We start from the raw sequence: 19,577 nt of genomic DNA on the forward strand, positions 1-19,577 counted from the left end.
TCATTAACTAAAAAAAGCGAGGAAAAATTTGAATTATGAAATTAGGTGCACGGATCTTTAAAACTGGGTTAGCGATTATGTTGGCTCTGTTTGTAGCTGAAATTCTGGGCTTACCCGCTCCTTTGTTTGCCGGAATTGCGGCTATCTTTTCGATTCAGCCGACTGTTTACAGATCTTATTTATCAATTATTGAACAGATTCAATCAAATATTATAGGGGCAGTCGTCGCCTTTTTATTTGTATATTTTCTCGGAAACGATATTTTAGTTATTGGACTTGCGGCTATTGTCGTGATTGCCATTAATTTAAAATTAAAAACAGATAGTACGATTGGACTTTCGTTAGTAACCGTTATTGCGATAATGGAGAACCCGGGGAGTGAATTATTCTCCTACGCCTTGCTTCGTTTTTCTACGATTATGGTTGGGGTTGCTTCATCCTTTGTCATTAACCTGGTGTTTCTGCCGCCGAAATATGAAACAAAGCTATACTACCGCATTTCCAATACAACGGATGAAATTATTCGCTGGATTCGGATCCAGCCTAGCATGAGTTCTGAACACACGCTTTTAAAAGCCGATATTAAAAAACTCAAAGAAAATCTGGTAAAAATGGATCAGCTTTATCTTCTTTATAAAGAAGAGCGTAACTATTTTAAGAAAACGGCTTTAAGTAAATACCGAAAACTCGTGATTTACCGTCACATGATCTCCACAAGCGGACGCGCTTTAAATATTTTAAAGAGATTGCACCGCTATGAGAATGAACTCCATCTGATGCCTGAAGGGTTTCAAGAAGCGATTCATGAACACTTGAATACGCTGACGGTTTTACACGAACAGCTGCTGCTTCAATTTTTAGGCAAGGTTCGAACTTCGGAGTTATCCGAAAAACATACTCAATTCCGAAAAGAACTTATGGATCTCTTTTTCTTGTATGAAAAATGTATGGATCGCGAAGATCAATATCACTTATTCCATATGCTTCAGCTGATTTCAGATGTGATGGAATACGGAGAATATTTAGAGCATCTTGAGAAACTGATCCATAACTTCTATACCTTTCATAAAGAAGAAAATATACTAACTATTACTGAGGAAGAAGAAGTTTAATCAATCAGCAGGCTATTCCTTAAAAGAAGGTATGCCGAAAACAAAAAGACAAGATCACCCCTTGCCCAAAAAGGGACTGATCTTGTCTTTTATTCTTTCATCCGAGGATCAAGGGCATCTCGGAGTCCGTCTCCCATCAGGTTAAAGCCGAGCACGGTCAGCATAATCGCTAGCCCCGGGAAAATCATTGTCCACGGTGCATTGTACAAATAGTTGCGTGAATCTGCCAGCATTTTGCCCCATTCAGGCTGAGGCGCCTCGGCACCTAATCCTAAGAACCCTAATGCGGCAGCTTCAATTATCGCCGTTGCTACTGCTAATGATCCCTGAATAATAATAGGAGCCATACTATTTGGCATAATATGCTGGAAGAGGATGCGGCGATTTTTCATGCCAACTGCTTTTGCAGCTACGATATACTCCTCCTGCTTCACACTTAGAACCCTTGACCTGATTAGCCTGCCAAAGTTAGGAATGTTTATAATCGCTATTGCAATCAAAGCATTCCTTAAAGATGGCCCAAGAACCGTAACAATCCCGATCGCAAGCAAGATACTTGGGAAGGCTAGTAAAATATCAAAAAACCTTGATATGATCGCATCTACCCATCTTCCATAATAGCCTGCAATAATCCCCAACAAACACCCGGCAATCATCGAGCCCATAACTGCGAAAAATCCGACCCAAAGCGAAATTCTGGCGCCGTATATAATTCTCGAAAATATATCGCGGCCAAAATCATCTGTACCAAACCAATGCTCACTGGATGGAGCGAGCAGCCGTTTCGCGATTTCCTGATCGTTATAGCCTGTAGGGGCAATGACAGGTGCCAGCAAGGCAATCGCTATAAAAAATAAAACAATAACAGCTCCCGCTAATGCCAATTTATTTTTCATAAATATCTTCCACGCCTCAATCCATGGGGAAACAGGTTGTTCATTATCCTTTATTTCTATTAGTTTCGCTTCCATTTCTGCACCCCCTAGCGATACTTGATACGCGGATCAATTGCAGCATACAAAAGATCCACAATGAGGTTTATGAAGACAAATAGAATAGCTATTATAAGAATTCCTGACTGTACAACCGGGTAATCCCGATAATTGATTGCTTCATAAATATAACGGCCAATGCCTGGCCAGCTAAAAATTGTTTCCGTTAAAATCGCACCGCCTAATAGCAGGCCTGTCTGCAGACCGATGACTGTCAGCACAGGGATAACCGCATTTTTTAATGAATGTTTATAAACCACCCAAAACGCCGACATCCCCTTTGCCCGTGCCGTCCGGATAAAATCAGAATTCATCACTTCAAGCATGGTCGATCTTGTGATCCGGGCGATGATCGCCATCGGAATTGTGGCGAGAGCAACACTTGGCAGAATTAAATGTTTAATAACTACCCAAAACTGTCCGGTCTCTCCTTGCATTAAGGTATCAATTAAATATAGGTGGGTGATTGCTTCAACCGGATTTCGGACTTCTTCTCTCCCTGAGGTTGGGAGCCATTCTAACTGGATGGCGAAGATCCACTGCTCCATTAAACCAAGCCAAAAGATTGGCATCGAAACCCCGATTAAGGCCAAAACCATTGCACTATAATCAAACCATGACCGTTTAAACCAAGCACTGATAATTCCTGCATTTACACCTATTACAACCGCAATTAGCATCGCACAGAAAGATAGCTCAAACGTTGCTGCTAAAAAGGGCCAAATCTCCTCTGTTATCGGGCTGTTCGTTCGGATGGATGTTCCAAGGTCCCCAGAAAATAAGCCAGCAACGTAGATAAAAAATTGAGTGTACCAAGGTTCATTCAGACCAAGCTGCTCTCTCATGGCATCAATGGCTTCTTTGGTAGCAGCCTGTCCTAAAATCAGCTGGGCTGGGTCACCGGGAATGGCGCGAATCATCATAAAAACGATAAACAACAAACCAAAGAGAACCGGAACTAACTGTAAAAGTCTTCTAATCGTATAGGCGAACAAATTTTCACCTCATTTCTTCTTTTTCGAGGCTTGGACACTATTTGATAATGGGTTAACATAAGTTGCGACGGTAACTGAAAGTAAGACCCGCGCTACCGAGAGTAAATCCCCTGCTACCGAGACTAAATCCCGCTCTACCGAGACTAAACACATTGTCTAGACAAGGAAGAGGGAGATTTTCGCCTCCCTCTTTTTGGTTGTCATTATTGTTTAAATGTCACAGCGGCAAGGACGTCAGAGCCGGTTGGGTGCGGCAAGAAGTTCTCGATTCCCTTTTTGCCGGCTAAAGCTGGTTCAGCATGGACAAGCGGTACCCAAGGGGCATCTTCATGGATGATTTCCTGAGCTTGCTTGTATAAGGCTTCACGTGTAGCCGGATCCGTTTCAGATTGGGCCTGGATTAAGATTTCATGCAGTTCATCATTGGAATAATACGTGTAGTTGTTGCTTCCGATTGAATCTTTGTCAAGCAATACATAGAGGAAGTTATCTGGATCCCCGTTATCACCTGTCCAGCCAAGCAGGAATGCATCTGCTTCACCAAGTCTAGCTTTTTCTAAATAGACACCCCACTCATAAGTGACAATCGTTGCTGTAATGCCCACATCGGCAAGGTTTGCCTGAATCGCTTCGGCAACCTTTTGTCCGTTTGGCATATATGGTCTTGGAACCGGCATCGCCCATAGCTCCATTTCAAAGCCATCTGCAAAGCCTGCTTCAGCTAATAGTTGTTTTGCTTTTTCAGGATCGTATTCATAACCTGCAATTTCATCATTATATCCGGCAATAACAGGCGGCATTGGGTTGACTGCCGGCTGCGCTGCTCCTTCATAAAACGCGGCAATAATCGCTTCTTTGTCTATCGCATGGTTGATCGCCTGACGAACAAGCTTGTTATTGAAAGGTTCTCTTGTCGCTGTAAGACCGAGGTAGGCAATGTTCATAGAAGGCCGGTTAAATACTTGCAAATCAGGATTTGCTTCGATCTGTGGCATATCGCTATAGTTCACACCATCGATTAAATCAACCTCACCTGACATAAGTGCATTCACACGGGCTGAATTATCTGGAATTGAGCGGAAAATAATCGTCTCAAGCTTTGGAAATTCTGAATCCCAATAGTTTTCATTTTTCACAATCGTAATCCGGTCGTTGCGCTTCCATTCTTGGAATATATATGGCCCTGTTCCGACTGGATTTTCTGTAAATTTGTCACCGTGCTCTTCAATCGCCGTTGGGCTGGCGATGGCGAATGGTGACATGGCCAGGTTTTTAAGAAACGGTGCCAATGGTCTTGTTAACTTAAATTCAACCGTATAAGGATCAACAGCTGTTACAGTGTCAATAATGCCTGAAAATTGGGAGTTATAGTAATAAAACTGTTCTTTGCTGCCCGCTTTCCATCTCTCAAAGTTGTAGACAACCGCATCTGCGTTAAAATCAGTACCATCATGGAATTTTACACCTTCTCTCAGCTTTAAGGTGTAGGTTAAACCATCGTCAGATGGAGTCCACTCGGTTGCTAGCCCCGGATAAAGTTCCGTATCCTGCGGACCAAACTCTACAAGCGTTTCGTAAATATTTTTCGTAACTTTGAAAGATTCGCCATCCGTCGCAATCGCCGGATCTAAGGCGACTGAATCACCGCCTCTGCCAAAGACGAGCGTATCCATTGTCTCGCCTTCATCGGCAGTTCCATCATCACCTGCGTCATCATTGTTCGGCTGCTCTGTATCAGGTTCTTCCTCTTCCGGTTCCTCAGCTGTGTTGTTACTGTTGCATGCAGCCAGCACCAGCATGACAATTAACAAAAGACTGAGCCACTTACCCCAACTTTTTTTCCTCATTCAATTTCCCCCTTCTTTTTTACCTAATGGTAAGCCTATCAATGCATATGCTTGTATGAGACAAAAAATTCCTCTTTATTGATACAGATGGCATGCGACAAAATGACCTGGTTTGTGTTCCTTAAAAATTGGAAGTTCCTTTGAGCAAACATCCATTTTATCAGGACAGCGTGTATGAAAAGGACAGCCTGCAGGAGGATTGGCCGGATCAGGAACATCCCCTTTTACCACAATCCGATCCCGGTTCAAATCCGGGTCAGGAACTGGTATCGCCGATAACAGTGTTTTCGTGTAAGGATGGAGCGGCTCACTATATAAATCCTCGGTACCGCCAAGCTCCATCATCCTTCCTAAATACATAACCCCGACCCGATCGCTGATATGGCGAACCACCCCTAAATCATGGGAAATAAAAATATACGTTAGTGCAAAAGTCTCCTGCAGTTCAGATAGGAGATTTAATACCTGGGACTGGATCGAAACATCAAGTGCCGAAACCGGCTCATCCGCAATAATCAATTTTGGCCTCGTCATCAAGGCACGGGCAATCCCGATTCTTTGCCTTTGTCCGCCGCTAAACTGGTGCGGGTATCTTTTGGCATGGTAAGGACTTAAGCCCACCACCTCCAACATTTCGAGCACTCTTTGTTTGCGCTCTTTTGCATCTGTTATTCCATGAACAATTAAGGGCTCTTCCAAAATTTTTTGTACCGAATGCCGCGGGTTTAAAGACGCAAAAGGATCCTGAAAAATCATCTGCATATGTTTGCGCATTTTTCTCATTTCGTCCTGTTTTAACTGAGTCAGATTTTTTTCTTCAAACCAAATACTGCCTTGGTCCGGTTCAATTAAGCGGAGCAGCATCCTGCCAGTCGTTGATTTTCCGCAGCCGCTTTCGCCAACAAGCCCAAAGGTCTCACCTTTATTTAATGTAAAACTAATATCCTGAACAGCTTTGACTTCCCTAACCTTTCTGCCCAAAATTCCCCCGGTAATCGGAAAAGCCTTTTGAATTCCTTCTACTTTTAATAGGGTTGTACTCAATAAACCTCCCTCCCTTCTTCAGCCAAAAAGCACCGGACCTGATGACCCTCGCCGACCTGATAAAGCGACGGGTCTTCCCCCTTACACCGATCCATGGCATGTGGACAGCGCGCATAAAAACGGCAGCCATTTAGGATGGAACCCGGCTTTGGAACTTGTCCTGGGATCGAGTAGAGCTTTTCCTTTTTGCCTCTAATATCTGGTATTGATTGAAGCAGCCCGATGGTATAGGGATGTTTTGGATTTTTAAAAATATCGGAAACAGTGGCCTCTTCGACAACTTGTCCAGCATACATCACCATGACCCGTTCACACACTTCAGCCACTACTCCTAGATCATGCGTGATCAGCATAATCGCGGTTCCTAATTGTTTATTCAGCTGTTTCATTAAATCTAATATCTGTGCCTGAATCGTTACGTCTAGTGCGGTAGTCGGTTCATCGGCAATCAATATCTTTGGCTTACACGACAGAGCCATCGCAATCATGACCCTCTGCCTCATCCCGCCTGAAAGCTGATGGGGATATTCCTTCATCAGTTCTTCGGCTCTTGGAAGGCCCACAAGCTTTAACATATCCACTGCTCTTTTTTCAGCCTCTTTTTTCGAAACCTTTTCATGAATCCGAATCCCCTCAATTAATTGGTTCCCAATGGTAAACAGGGGATTTAAAGATGTCATCGGTTCCTGAAAAATCATCGCAATTTCATTTCCGCGGATTTTTCGCATTCGTCTCTCAGAGGACTTCACAATGTCCTCATCTTCCATCCAAATTTCCCCGCCGACAATTTTTCCGGGCGGTGAGGGGATTAGCTTCATGATTGACAAGGAAGTTACACTTTTGCCGCACCCAGACTCCCCCACAATGCCTAAAACCTCACCCTTATTCACATAAAAAGAAACATCATCAACGGCCGGTATTTCTCCGTCTGCTGTAAAAAAAGACGTTCTTAAATGATTCACCTTCAAGACTGGTTGCCTCGTCACATGTCCACCTCTTTCAGTAAGCTAGTCATTATTAGCTATCCTATGATGGACAATGGTAAAAAAGACTACCAATTTAGTAGAAAAGTAGTAAAGGGAAGTTTAGGGGAAGGAATTTAGAGAGGGAGTGTATGTTGGGATTGTGGTAATTGGGGATTATCGGAAGGTATTAGTCAAAATCATGGATGGTTGTATCAGTCAAATATTGATTTTATCGGTCATTTTGGGATTCTATCAGTCAAAATTTCTTCCTATCAGTCAAATTCGGCACTTTATCAGTCAATCTTGGCATTCTATCGGTCAATCTCGTGATTCTATCAGTCAAATAGTCTTTCTATAAGTAAAATTCACTTTCTATCAGTCAAAATCTCTTTTTATCGGTCAATTTTTCATTCTATATGTCAATATCCCACACTATCGGTCAATTCCAAGTTCTATCGTGACTTGCCTGATGGAGCGTACCTGTCAAGACCCGTATCCCGTCAAAAAAAGAAGCTGCAACCCAAAAGGATTGCAGCTTAAACATTATTCATTTTGAAACAGAAGAACCGTCCCTCTGTTTCTTATTCAATGGTTACATCATCTATCATATAGATTTCTGCTGGGCTCATCCAGAAGCCTTTTACGTTTTTCCCTGTTATGGCTAATGATTCGTCATTGCGGAGGAAGATGGCTGGTGCATCTTCTAATTCAATTGCTTGAGCCTCTGCGTAAATGGCTAATCGCTTCTCTGGATCTGACTCTTGGCGACCGCGGTCAATCAAATCATCAACGGTTGGGTTACTATAGAAAGATCGGTTTCCTGGATTTCCTCTTGCATCGGAATGGAATAAGAAATATTGGTTATAATCCGCATCACCCGTCATGTTAGACCAACCTAAGATGAACATATCATGTTCACCGTTCGCTGTTGCTTCTAGATATGCACCCCATTCTACCACTTTCACTTCAACCTCAATCCCAATTCCTTTTAACTGGGATTGTACGACTTCTGCCACATCCATACGTTCCTTGCTATCATTTGTCCAAATCGTCGTTTTAAAGCCATCTGCGTATCCAGCTTCTGCAAGCAATTCTTTTGCTTTCTCAACGTTATATTCATAGCCTTTCAGATTTGGATCATGTCCCCATACGCTAGGACCCATTGGACCTGTTGCCACTGTACCCACATTATTGTATACACCTTCGACAATGGCTTCGGTATCAACAGCATAACTAATCGCATGTCTTACACGAGGATCATTAAATGGTTTCTTTTGTGTGTTAAAGCCAATGTAGTCAATCCCAAGGGCATCTGTACGAAGCAGCTTCATCGAGTCACTGGCTTCGATTCTTTCAATCTCCGTTACTGGGACCGGATTGGCAATGTGTGCTTCACCCGTTTCAACCATTGCCATTCTAGTAGAGTCTTCTGGAACTACCTTGAATGTAACTGACTCGACTTTTGGTTTATCTCCCCAATAGTCATCATTGCGAACTAGCTTAATTTCTTGTCCTGGCTTCCAGCTGTCAAACTTGAATGGACCCGTACCAACTGGATTTTGCCCAACTTTTTCTCCAGAATCTATTAAAGCAGGACTTATAATACCTGATGCATAGTGTGATAAATTAGCTAGCAAAGGTGCAAAAGGATAGGCAGTCTTCAACTGTACCTTATGGTCATCGATCACATTCACTTCCGTAATCATTTCGAATAAGTTTTTACGCGGTGAAGCAGTTTCTTCTGCCTGAACCCGTTCAATCGTCTTTTTAACAGCCTCTGCCGTAAATTCAGTTCCGTCGTGGAATTTAACACCTTCCCGCAGTGTGAATTCCCAGGTCGTATCATCAATTTGTTCCCATTCTGTAGCTAATGCAGGCTGGATTTCCATATTTTCATCCTGACGGACAAGCCCTTCGAAAATTTTACCATGGTAAACGTTAGCCGAAGGGATATCGGTTCCCAAATGTGGATCCAGTTGTGTGGCATCTGATAATACAGCAATAATTAGATCCCCAGAATTCCCTGAATTATTACTATCTGATTCTCCTAATGCACCAGGATCCTGATTTCCTGTGCAAGCTGATAAGAGTAAAGAAATAATGGTTGCCAAACATAACCCTAACCAAGTTTGTTTTCTTCTATTCATTTTTGAATCTCACTCTCCTTCTATTTGATTTATCTATTAGACCTCAATATGGGTCGGTATTACTTGAAGTTCTTTTGTCGATTTAGTCAAATTTCGGTGTCCATCTTTTGTAATGACGACGAGGTCTTCGATACGGACACCCCCGAACCCAGGAATATAGATACCTGGTTCAACCGTGATCACCATTCCCTCTTGGAGAACCGTGTGGTCTGTTGAACGCATTCCTGGCTTTTCATGAATAGCTAGTCCAAGCGAGTGCCCCAGACTATGGCCAAAGTTATCTCCATAACCCGCCTCCCTAATAACGGAGCGTCCAATTTCATCCATTTCACTGCAAGTTTTCCCTGGACCAATATGCTTTAGCGATTCTTCTTGTGCTCTCAACACTATATCATAGATCTCCTGCTGCTTTTGGCTTGGCGGACCGATTACAACTGTTCTTGTAAAGTCTGAATAATAACCGTCCACAATGGCACCATAATCCATTTTTACAAAATCCCCAACTTCTACGATGCGTTCCGTTGCTTGTCCATGTGGCAAGCATGATCTCGGACCTGATGCAATCACATGGTTCGGTTTAATTTTTTGTGCCCCAAGCTTTCTCATCACAATTTCAAGCTCTAAGCCAATTTCCTTTTCTGATACACCTGGCCGGATAAATCCTAATATGTGATTAAATGCTTGATCGCATATTTCAATCGCTTTCTGGATCGATGCGATTTCGCTTTCATCCTTAATCATTCGAATGTCATATACAGCAGTTGAAACATTAACTAATTTAGCATTTGGTAATCTAGATTGTATTTCTAAAAATATCTCCGCTGGAAGTGAGTCTAATTCTACTCCGATTGTAATGGCTTTATAGGAAGGAAAATAATGGCATACCATTTCAATCATGTTTTGCTGATGCTGGACAACCTCAAATCCTTTAGCTTGCTCCCTCGCTTGGTCAGTGTATCGGAAATCCGTAAATAGAGTTTCAGAATCTTTTTGGATAAGAATCACTCCGCTCGAACCCTGAAAACCAGAAAAGTAATAACGATTTTCGGCGGATATTAGTATGACTCCCTCCCAACCATTTTCGTCCATCTTTTTCTTCAATTTTGATACTCGATGTTCCATTGGTGAGCTCCCCCTTTCAATCCCATTTCAGATGAGTTGTGTTCATTATAGTTAATTTATAAGGGCAATGTTTTCAATTTCATGTCGTAAATTTACAATAATTTTACCTAATCTAAATATTCAGACAAAAAATGACGAATTTTTGATAACTTAAGGACAACAAGATGACAGAGGAGGGAACAAACGTGAGCAGCCTAGTCAACACAGAAAAATCGAATACTGTATCAATAAAAACAGCAAAAAAACAAAAGCCGTGGCTGGAGTTAGGCAAGGCACTCTTGCATAATAAAATGTCACTCATTGGCGGCTTCATTATTGTTATTTATCTGGTCATGGCTTTACTTGCACCAGTTATTGCACCTTACGATCCTTATGAAATTGATTTGGTAAATAAATTAGAAGCTCCATCTTCCGAGCACATCATGGGAACAGATGATAAAGGAAGAGATATATTTAGCCGTATTCTTTATGGGTCCCAGCTTTCTCTTTCCGTAGGTGTTGTATCGGTATTAATCGGAGCCTTTTTTGGGATTATTTTAGGAATCGTTTCCGGTTACTACGGTAAATGGATTGACACCATAATTATGAGGGTTATTGATGTGCTTCTTGCCTTTCCTGGAATCCTATTAGCGCTTGCGATTGTCAGTGCGCTAGGTCCCAGCTTAATCAATGTCATGGTTGCAGTTGGAGTCTTTTCAATTCCTACTTTTGCGAGGATTGTGAGAGGTTCGACACTAGCAGCGAAAAAAATGGAGTACATCGACGCCATTAAAGTCTTAGGAGCAAGCGACGCAAAAATCATTTTCGTTCATATATTACCGAATATTTTATCACCTATTATCGTACAAGGTACTTTACGTCTAGCCACAGCGATTCTCTCCGCTGCTGGATTATCCTTCCTTGGAATGGGGGCACAGCCTCCCTCAGCGGAATGGGGAGCCATGCTGAGTGATGGGCGCGACTTTTTATGGACTGCCCCTCATATCGCCCTGTTCCCTGGTTTAGCAATTGCGATTATCGTGTTAGCTTTCAACCTATTCGGGGATGGTTTACGCGATGCATTAGATCCTAGGATGAAACAATAAAGGAGGAACCCAAAGTGTTTGTTTTTATCATCAGACGTTTATTACAAATGATACCCGTCCTCCTTGGCGTCACCTTTGTCGTATTTTTAATTATGCAAATGGTGCCTGGTGATGCGGCTTTGCTTGTTGCAGGGGAAGGTGCATCAGATGAACAAGTCGAGGCTATCCGCGAAGAACTTGGTTTAAATAGACCTTTGATTATTCAATATATTGACTATGTTGGCAATGTAATTCAAGGAGACTTAGGAACTTCCATTCGTACAGACCGCCCGGTTTTAGATGAGATTATGGTCCGACTCCCGATTACGATTGAACTTGCCTTTTGGAGTATAGTTATCACAATCGCATTAGGTGTTTTTGCAGGAGTGATTGCAGCAACAAAACAAAATAGTTTTTCTGATGTAGGGCTCATGATTGTTTCCCTTATTGGGGTATCCCTGCCAAACTTTTGGTTAGGTCTGATGTTAATTATTTACTTTTCAGTCGAGCTTGGCTGGTTCCCCGTCGCAGGATGGGGATCTTTCGCACATATCATATTACCTGCCTTAACTCTTGGAACCGGCGGAGCAGCAATTGTCGCCAGAATGACCCGTTCCAGTATGCTTGAAGTCATTCGTCAAGACTATATCCGAACAGCTAAAGCAAAAGGAGTTCGGCAACGTCTGATCATTTATAAACACGCTTTAAAGAATGCCTTGATTCCAGTCATTACAGTTGTAGGATTACAATTCGGGGCTCTCCTAGGCGGAACCGTTCTTACTGAATCCGTGTTTGCCATAAATGGAGTTGGACGTTTAATCATTGATGCCATCCGAATGAGAGACCTGCCACTTGTACAAGGTTCGATTTTATTCGTATCGGTTATATTTGTCATCGTCAATATGGTCGTTGATATTTCTTATCGTATGTTAAATAAACGCGTTGATTTGAACTAATGAGAGGAGAGGAAAATCTCATGAACCTAAATGAAAAAGAAACGATTCTTGAAGTCAGAGATTTACAAACCCACTTCTTCTCGAAAAAAGCAGTGATTAAAGCTGTAGACGGTGTCGATTTCGAAGTGGCCAAAGGTGAAACACTGGGCATTGTTGGAGAATCAGGCTGTGGGAAAAGTATTACCTCCCTCTCCATCATGAGTTTGATTCCGCAGCCGCCTGGAAAAATTGTGGGAGGAGAAATTCATTTTAAAGGTCAAAATCTTCTCGAAATCACAGAAGAACAAATGAGGAAAATTAGAGGAAATAAGATATCGATGATATTTCAGGAACCTATGACATCTTTAAACCCTGTTTTTAGTGTCGGAGAGCAAATTGCAGAGGTATTCCGCACCCATCAGAAGATTGGAAAAAAAGCGGCTTGGGACAAGGCCATAGAAATGTTGAAACTAGTTGGTATTCCTTCCCCTGAAAAACGGGCAAGCCAAGAGCCTCATGAACTAAGCGGCGGAATGAGGCAACGCGTCATGATTGCAATGGCACTCGCTTGTAATCCAGAGCTTTTAATTGCAGATGAGCCAACAACAGCCTTAGATGTTACAATTCAAGCCCAAATTTTAGAGCTTTTAAAAAAGCTTCAAAAAGAGCTGGGAACAGCTGTTATTATGATTACCCACGATATTGGAGTTGTCGCTGAAACTTGTGATAAAGTAGCGGTGATGTATGCAGGAAAAATTGTAGAATATACCGATGTTGATACCTTATTTGATAACCCAAAGCACCCTTATACGGTTGGACTATTAAAAAGTATTCCGCGCTCTGACCGTGATGTAGAAGAACTAGAGGCAATTCCCGGAAGTGTACCGAGTCCACACGACTTGCCAACTGGCTGCAGCTTCTCGCCAAGATGTCCGTTTGCAACAGACTTATGTAAAAGAGAGCAGCCGGAACTGATTGAAAATAATTGTGGTGACAAGATTCGCTGCTGGATGTATACGGATCGTTGGGCACATGCAACAACTGAGGAGGTAGCCAGTGATGTCCGTGATTAAGTTAAAGAAAGAACCGATTTTAAAAGTCCAAGACCTACAGCAATATTTCCCGATAAAAGGCGGAATTCTGGGTCGTACGGTTAATTACGTGAAAGCAGTAGATGGTGTAAGCTTCACAATAAATTCCGGAGAAACAGTAAGTATTGTTGGTGAATCTGGATGTGGAAAATCTACAACGGGAAGGGCTATTCTTAGATTGGACGAACCTACAGGCGGACAAGTTATTTTCCAAGATAAAGATTTGCTTTCTTTACCTAAACGGGAATTACGTTCTGTTAGAAAAGATTTACAGGTTATTTTTCAGGATCCTTATGCATCACTGAACCCCCGACGGACCATCTGGCAAACGTTAGAGGAAGCAATGGGAATCTTGAATGTCGTGCCAAAAAAGGACCGAAAGAAACGTGCCATTGAACTACTTGAGCAGGTCGGGCTTCGGGAAGAACATTTAGATCGCTATCCTCACGAATTTAGTGGGGGGCAAAGGCAAAGAATTGGGATTGCCCGTGCATTAGCAGTAGAACCTAAGCTTATTATTTGTGACGAAGCGGTTTCAGCACTAGATGTTTCTGTTCAGGCACAAGTACTAAATCTATTAAAGAAACTGCAAAAAGAATTCGAATTAACTTATTTATTTATTTCTCATGATTTAGGTGTGGTTCGTCATATTTCAGATCGTATTATCGTGATGTATTTAGGCAAAATCGTAGAAATTGCCAATAAAAAAGAACTATTTGATAATCCCATGCATCCTTATACACAAGCTTTATTATCAGCTATCCCAGAACCAGACAGAAAGAAAAAGAAGGAAAGAATTATCTTAAAAGGAGATGTTCCTTCTCCTATTAACCCACCAAAAGGATGTCGATTCCATACAAGGTGTCCGCTTGCTACAGATCACTGTATACAAGTTGAACCTGAATTGGTAACTTTCGAAAGTAATCACGCTGTAGCTTGTCATTATGCTGATAAAATCCTATAAATGGTATTCATACAGAAAAAGGCGGTTCCCCCTAGCCGCCTTTTTTGTTTTGCTTTCCTCCTGTTAATTAAATGTGCCCCGATAAATATGTCGAAATATAGCGAATGTGATATAATATTATAAATTTTCTGTAAGGATTTGATGAAGATGCTCCTAAACTACAACACCTTTTCAATATTTGTTATTCTCGCTATCTTTGCACCATTGGCCGGGACCATTGCCCTGCTTGTTGTGTTGGCATTTGAGAAACAAATTGATGGCCTAACTTTTCAAAAACAGCAAGTCCAAATGGAAAAGGAACTGCAGGAAAGTGAGTATATGCAATTAAATCAGCAAATTCAGCCCCATTTCCTTTTTAATACTATGAATTTAATGCTAGGACTTGCCCGATTAGATCGGAAGGAAAAGCTAATTCAAGTAATGGAGGCATTTTCTCATTATCTTAAATTTAAATATCAAGTCAGAGAACATCTAATTCCGCTAAAAAAAGAGTGGGAGTATACTCAATCGTACATTCATATCCAAAAAATCCGATTCCAAAACCGCCTAACCGTTGATATGACATTAAATCCTGATGCTGGGCAAGTGCTAGTCCCGCCGTACTTAATTCAGACCTTAGTGGAAAACGCTTTTAAACATGGCCTGGAAAAAAAGCCAGGTGACCTGTTTCTGCAGCTTCAAGCCGATTTGATCAATGATCAAGTAATCATCATAGTCACAGATAATGGAATGGGTATTGGAAATTTAACGAAAAAAGATCTTTTTCAAAAAGGCCACGGTCTTCCAAACATTCACAGACGATTAAAATTGCTATATGATCAATCGTCACTAGACATAAAAAAGGGCAGTTCGGGAGGTACAAAAGTATCAGTTGTCCTTCCTAAAATGCTTCAAGATGAGGAGGAGCTAAGCGATGAACATTCTATGCGTGGATGATGAACCAATCGTGTTAGAACAACTAGAACATATTTTACAGCCTGTCTTTCCCTTCTTAAACTTTTTCTTTGCAAATGACAGCAGCCAAGCTATTTCTATAAGCAAAGAAAACCATTTCCATTTAGCCATTGTAGATATTGAAATGCCAGGAAAATCAGGTCTTGAATTGGTTCGTGACTTAAAAGAACATCAGGAAAACCTGCCTGTTGTTATTTTATCCGCTCATCAAGATTTCCACTTGGCCAAAACCTCGATTCATCTCGGAGTTGTTGAATATCTGACAAAACCAATTTTTGAAGATGAATTAAAAGAAACGGTTAGCCGCTTCACTTCAGAAATTTATAAACGGGGATATTCAAAACTGATCAATGAAACTTTATCCGTTATAGAAGTATTTTATGAACAGCGCCTTTCGTTACAAGAAGTGTCATCTAAAGTTCACGTAAGCCCTGCCTATCTAAGCAGAAGATTTAGTGAAGAAGTGGGTACTTCTCTGACTGATTATATTAATCAATACCGGCTGGAAAAGGCAAAGCTGCTCCTTTTAACTACAGAGGATACCATTTCTTCGATTGCGGAGAAAACTGGTTTCAATAGTCTTCATTATTTCTCAACTCAATTTAAAAAGAAAGAAAATATGACACCTAAAGAATTTCGCGAAAGGAATTGAAGAATGTGAGTACATTTGCTGCAACTAGAATCAATACACTTGGTTACGGCCTTTTCACCATATTACTAATCTCCAGATGGAGTACAGGAAATGCATTATTTACTGTTCCGGAGTCTCTCCTTCATTTCGGATTTACGGGAGGCATTGTGTTTGCGTTTGCGGGTTGCTTGGCCTTTTTAGCGATGATTCCCCTTTCTAAAAAGCTCAGGAAAGATTCAAAATATCAAGAGTTGCTTCCGGTACTGGAACAGAGATTAACAGATTCCGCACTTATTTGGACAAAACGGATGATGAGCATAGGCATTTATTTTGGAATGATTAGTATTGGACTCGCGGTTAGTGTCTTATTAAATGCAGTCTTTTATATACCATACCAAATAGGATTTGCTATTTTCTTTATTTTGGGCTGGTTACTTGTATTCCTTGGAAATTTAGAGTGGTTCACAAAATTTAATGTTATGAAAGTTGGATTACTTTTATTAGTAATGGTTATGATTCTGATTCATTCTTATTTATTTGACGGAACTGAACCTGTCTATGATGGTATCCGATTATATCACCCCTATTTATTTTTTATTGAAAATGATCGGATTTTGCCATTATTAGCTTCTGTATGGTTAATCATGCTCGGAAATATGTTGATGGATGTTAAAACGTGGGGAGTTTTGCTAAAAGCAAATCGGGATAAACTTAATCGCGGGTTATGGGTTTCCGGGTTAGTTTGGAGCACCATCCCATTTGGATTTTCTATGATTGTCTTAGCTTCTATATATCAAGGCGGATTCGATTCGATTTATACCGTATTTGAAAAAATGTTTCACAGATATGAAAGCTGGCCGATTTCGATTGTTTTATTTTGTGTGTTCTTTATTATTTTATTTGATACGTTTTGGACCCAAGTCAGATCACTGCAAGCATTAAATGGTTCTCCCTTTCCGAAAAAACCAGCGCAAACCGTCTTATTATTAGCAGTATTTATCATTGTTTTACCGGCTATTATTTATTTGCGATCTATAACATTACTAGAATTATTTTTTATTACAGGTGTATTTTTTGCTTCCGCGATTCCATTTTTCGGGGTACTCATTTGGAAGAAATTAAAGATGGGAATGGAAGGTCCGATTGTTGTTGGATTTGCATCGATTATAGGCTGGATTTCTTATTGGTTCAGATTAGAATATTTTAGTATCATTGTTGCCAGCCTGGTTTCTGCAGGACTAGTCGCAGGAATTGTATACTATCGCAGAAAGAAAGCTACCATAAACTAAAAACTACAAACGAATGTATTCTTATGTTTGGGCGCGCTGCCATCTTTTTTGGGCGGAAATCCAGATTTTTTGGGCGCGTCGCCATCTTTTATGGGCAGGAATCCAGATTTTTTGGGCGCGTCGCCATCTTTATGGGCGGGAATCCAGATTTTTTGGGCGCGTCGCCATCTTTATGGGCGGGAATCCTGGTTTTTTGGGCGCACCGCCATCTTTATGGGCGGAAATCCAGGTTTTTTGGTTCGCCATCGCCATCTTTATGGGCGGGAATCCAGATTTTTTGGCGCACCGCCATCTTTATGGGCGGAAATCCAGATTTTTTGGGCGCACCGCCATCTTTATGGGCGGGAATCCAGATTTTTTGGGCGCGTCGCCATCTTTATGGGCGGGAATTGAATTTTAATGGGCGATGGCGCCCCATAATTGGGCGGAAAATCAATTAATTGGGCTAAAACTCAAAGATTTGGGCACTAACTCAAAGATTTGGGCACTAACTCAAAGATTTGGGCACTAACTCAAAGATTTGGGCACAAACTCAAACATTTGGGCCCAAAACTTACATAATTGAGCGTCGGCACCCCCATTCAAATATGAATAACCTCAATTAAATATTGACTGCACCAACTAACAGCAAAAGCCCACCCCTTTCTGTATAAAAGGGCAGGCTTCTGACTCTAATTCACATCTAATTGCTGAACCTGGAACAGGTCGTAGTAGTGGCCTTTTTTCGCCATTAATTCAGAGTGAGTTCCCATTTCGGTGATTTGACCGTGTTCGATGTGAACAATTCGGTCCGCATGGGTAATGGTTGATAGGCGATGAGCTACGATAAACGTAGTTCGGTCCCGGGCTAGCTTATCTAATGCTTCCTGTATGAGGTGTTCACTTTCTAAGTCAAGCGCAGACGTAGCTTCGTCTAAAATTAAGATAGGCGGATTTTTTAAAAAGACACGAGCAATCGCAATCCTTTGTTTCTGTCCGCCAGAAAGCTTAACTCCTCTTTCTCCGACGGTCGTGTCATAGCCATTTGGCAAATTCATAATGAATTCGTGTGCATTAGCTGCTTTGGCCGCTGCAATCACTTCTTCTTCCGTTGCGTCTGGTTTTCCTAGTAAAATATTTGTTTTAACGGATTCACTGAATAAAATATTGTCCTGTAAAACTAATCCGATTTTATCACGCAGGCTTCGTACTTTAAAATTTCGGATATCTGTGCCGTCTAATAAAATTTCTCCTTCAGTGATATCGTAGAAGCGTGGAATCAAGCTGATTAACGACGACTTTCCTCCTCCGCTCATTCCCACGAGAGCAACCGTTTCGCCTGCAGGAATGTCCAGGTTCAGGTTTTTCAAAATCTTTTCTTCATCCTCATCATAGGAAAAGCTTACATTTTTAAAGGTAATATGTCCTTTGACATCTTTGCATTCAACCGCACCTGGACGGTCGTCAATATCATAAGCCTCGTCTATAAACTCAAATACACGATCCATTGAGGCAATTGACTGCGTTAAGGTGGTTGAAGAGTTCACCAATCTTCGTAATGGGCCGTATAAACGGTCAATATAAGCAATAAAGGCCATCATTTCTCCAAGTGATAAATTCTGCTGAATCACTTCATACCCTGCAAACGCAATGACGAGCAATGGAGCTACATCTGTAATGGTGTTAACGACTGCGAATGCCTTTGCATTCCAGCTCGTATGGTCCAACGCTTTCTGCAGGAAATTTTTATTTTGTTTCTGAAACTGTCCCTGCTCATAATCCTCAATGGCAAAGCTTTTTATGACCGAAATGCCCTGTACCCGCTCATGCAGATAGCTTTGCACCTCAGCTAAGGCCTGGGAACGCACTCTTGTTAAGCTTCTCAGACGTCCGAAAAAATACTTAACCGATATTGCGTAAAATGGAAATAAAATAAGGGAAACGATCGTCAATTTAATGTCCATGGTAAACATGATCATAACTGCAATTAGGATGGTTGCAATATCCAGCCACAGGTTCATCAATCCGGTAATAACAAAGTTTTTCGTCTGTTCCACATCGTTAATAACACGGGAAATCACTTCTCCAACTTTGGTATTGGAGTAATACTTTAAGCTTAATTTCTGTATATGTTCAAAAAGCCGGTCACGGATATCATATAAAATTTTACTGCCAGTCCATTGAGCAAAGTATTGACGATAATACTCAATGGGCGGTCTGATTACCAAAAAAACAACAAAAGTAATTCCCATAATCCAAAGCAGCAATTCTAATTTAGCGTCAGTCGGCATTGTGTTATTTCCAACAATATCGTCGACCACGTATTTAATAAGAATTGGAATGAGCAGCGGAATGGCAAATTTAATGATTCCGATGAATAATGTAGCAAAAATTTGCCAGCGGTAAGGCCTGACGAATTCCATATATCTTCTGATACTACCCAATG

At 41.3% G+C, this 19,577-nt stretch carries 17 protein-coding genes; 9 read left to right on the forward strand and 8 right to left on the reverse strand.

What is annotated here, in order from left to right; all coding sequences use genetic code 11:
• Positions 1-35 precede the first annotated feature (35 nt).
• A complete protein-coding gene (locus CRO56_RS09640) occupies positions 36-1,112 on the forward strand; it encodes an FUSC family protein (protein ID WP_097158424.1) in 1,077 nt (358 codons plus the stop codon).
• Between the two features lie 89 nt (positions 1,113-1,201).
• On the opposite strand, the gene CRO56_RS09645 is transcribed toward CRO56_RS09640, so the two are convergent.
• The 7 genes from CRO56_RS09645 to CRO56_RS09675 all read right to left on the reverse strand — a co-directional run bounded on the left by CRO56_RS09645 (position 1,202) and on the right by CRO56_RS09675 (position 10,224).
• On the reverse strand, positions 1,202-2,083 hold the full coding sequence (locus tag CRO56_RS09645; RefSeq protein ID WP_097158425.1) for an ABC transporter permease: 882 nt from the start codon (positions 2,081-2,083) through the stop codon (positions 1,202-1,204).
• Positions 2,084-2,094: 11 nt separating this feature from the next.
• Positions 2,095-3,099, reverse strand: a complete 1,005-nt coding sequence (locus CRO56_RS09650) for an ABC transporter permease (protein WP_097158426.1) — start codon at positions 3,097-3,099, stop codon at positions 2,095-2,097.
• A 203-nt stretch (positions 3,100-3,302) separates the two neighbouring features.
• A complete protein-coding gene (locus tag CRO56_RS09655) occupies positions 3,303-4,946 on the reverse strand; it encodes an ABC transporter substrate-binding protein (RefSeq protein ID WP_097158427.1) in 1,644 nt (547 codons plus the stop codon).
• 75 nt (positions 4,947-5,021) lie between these two features.
• Positions 5,022-5,990, reverse strand: a complete 969-nt coding sequence (locus CRO56_RS09660) for an ABC transporter ATP-binding protein (RefSeq protein WP_097158428.1) — start codon at positions 5,988-5,990, stop codon at positions 5,022-5,024.
• Complete coding sequence (locus CRO56_RS09665; RefSeq protein ID WP_097158429.1) at positions 5,987-6,976, reverse strand: ABC transporter ATP-binding protein; 990 nt, start codon at positions 6,974-6,976, stop codon at positions 5,987-5,989. The genes CRO56_RS09660 and CRO56_RS09665 overlap by 4 nt, the downstream gene beginning before the upstream one ends.
• A 560-nt stretch (positions 6,977-7,536) precedes the next feature.
• On the reverse strand, positions 7,537-9,102 hold the full coding sequence (locus tag CRO56_RS09670; protein ID WP_097158430.1) for a glutathione ABC transporter substrate-binding protein: 1,566 nt from the start codon (positions 9,100-9,102) through the stop codon (positions 7,537-7,539).
• 36 nt (positions 9,103-9,138) lie between these two features.
• Positions 9,139-10,224 carry a M24 family metallopeptidase gene (locus CRO56_RS09675; RefSeq protein ID WP_097158431.1) on the reverse strand — a complete coding sequence of 362 codons (1,086 nt, stop codon included), beginning with the start codon at positions 10,222-10,224 and terminating at the stop codon, positions 9,139-9,141.
• 164 nt (positions 10,225-10,388) lie between these two features.
• Here CRO56_RS09675 and nikC point away from each other — a divergent pair, with 164 nt between their 5' ends.
• From nikC to CRO56_RS09715, 8 genes are all read left to right on the forward strand, one after another.
• Complete coding sequence (nikC, locus tag CRO56_RS09680; RefSeq protein WP_097158432.1) at positions 10,389-11,309, forward strand: nickel transporter permease; 921 nt, start codon at positions 10,389-10,391, stop codon at positions 11,307-11,309.
• Between the two features lie 14 nt (positions 11,310-11,323).
• Positions 11,324-12,244: a nickel ABC transporter permease gene (gene nikB, locus CRO56_RS09685; protein ID WP_097158433.1), complete on the forward strand. Its 921-nt coding sequence runs from the start codon at positions 11,324-11,326 to the stop codon at positions 12,242-12,244.
• Positions 12,245-12,264: 20 nt separating this feature from the next.
• Complete coding sequence (locus tag CRO56_RS09690) at positions 12,265-13,296, forward strand: ABC transporter ATP-binding protein (protein ID WP_097158434.1); 1,032 nt, start codon at positions 12,265-12,267, stop codon at positions 13,294-13,296.
• Positions 13,283-14,278, forward strand: a complete 996-nt coding sequence (locus CRO56_RS09695) for an ABC transporter ATP-binding protein (protein WP_097158435.1) — start codon at positions 13,283-13,285, stop codon at positions 14,276-14,278. The genes CRO56_RS09690 and CRO56_RS09695 overlap by 14 nt, the downstream gene beginning before the upstream one ends.
• 141 nt (positions 14,279-14,419) lie before the next feature.
• On the forward strand, positions 14,420-15,214 hold the full coding sequence (locus tag CRO56_RS09700) for a sensor histidine kinase (protein WP_097158436.1): 795 nt from the start codon (positions 14,420-14,422) through the stop codon (positions 15,212-15,214).
• On the forward strand, positions 15,192-15,884 hold the full coding sequence (locus CRO56_RS09705; RefSeq protein WP_097158437.1) for a response regulator: 693 nt from the start codon (positions 15,192-15,194) through the stop codon (positions 15,882-15,884). The genes CRO56_RS09700 and CRO56_RS09705 overlap by 23 nt, the downstream gene beginning before the upstream one ends.
• Positions 15,885-15,889: 5 nt before the next feature.
• Complete coding sequence (locus CRO56_RS09710) at positions 15,890-17,152, forward strand: hypothetical protein (RefSeq protein WP_097158438.1); 1,263 nt, start codon at positions 15,890-15,892, stop codon at positions 17,150-17,152.
• A gap of 13 nt (positions 17,153-17,165) precedes the next feature.
• Positions 17,166-17,552, forward strand: a complete 387-nt coding sequence (locus tag CRO56_RS09715; protein WP_097158439.1) for a hypothetical protein — start codon at positions 17,166-17,168, stop codon at positions 17,550-17,552.
• A 271-nt stretch (positions 17,553-17,823) separates the two neighbouring features.
• Here the strand turns inward: CRO56_RS09715 and CRO56_RS09720 are convergent, their stop codons facing one another.
• Positions 17,824-19,575, reverse strand: a complete 1,752-nt coding sequence (locus CRO56_RS09720; RefSeq protein ID WP_097158440.1) for an ABC transporter ATP-binding protein — start codon at positions 19,573-19,575, stop codon at positions 17,824-17,826.
• Positions 19,576-19,577: the final 2 nt, after the last annotated feature.

The organism is Bacillus oleivorans, assembly GCF_900207585.1.
Taxonomy (GTDB): Bacteria; Bacillota; Bacilli; order Bacillales; family JC228; genus Bacillus_BF; species Bacillus_BF oleivorans.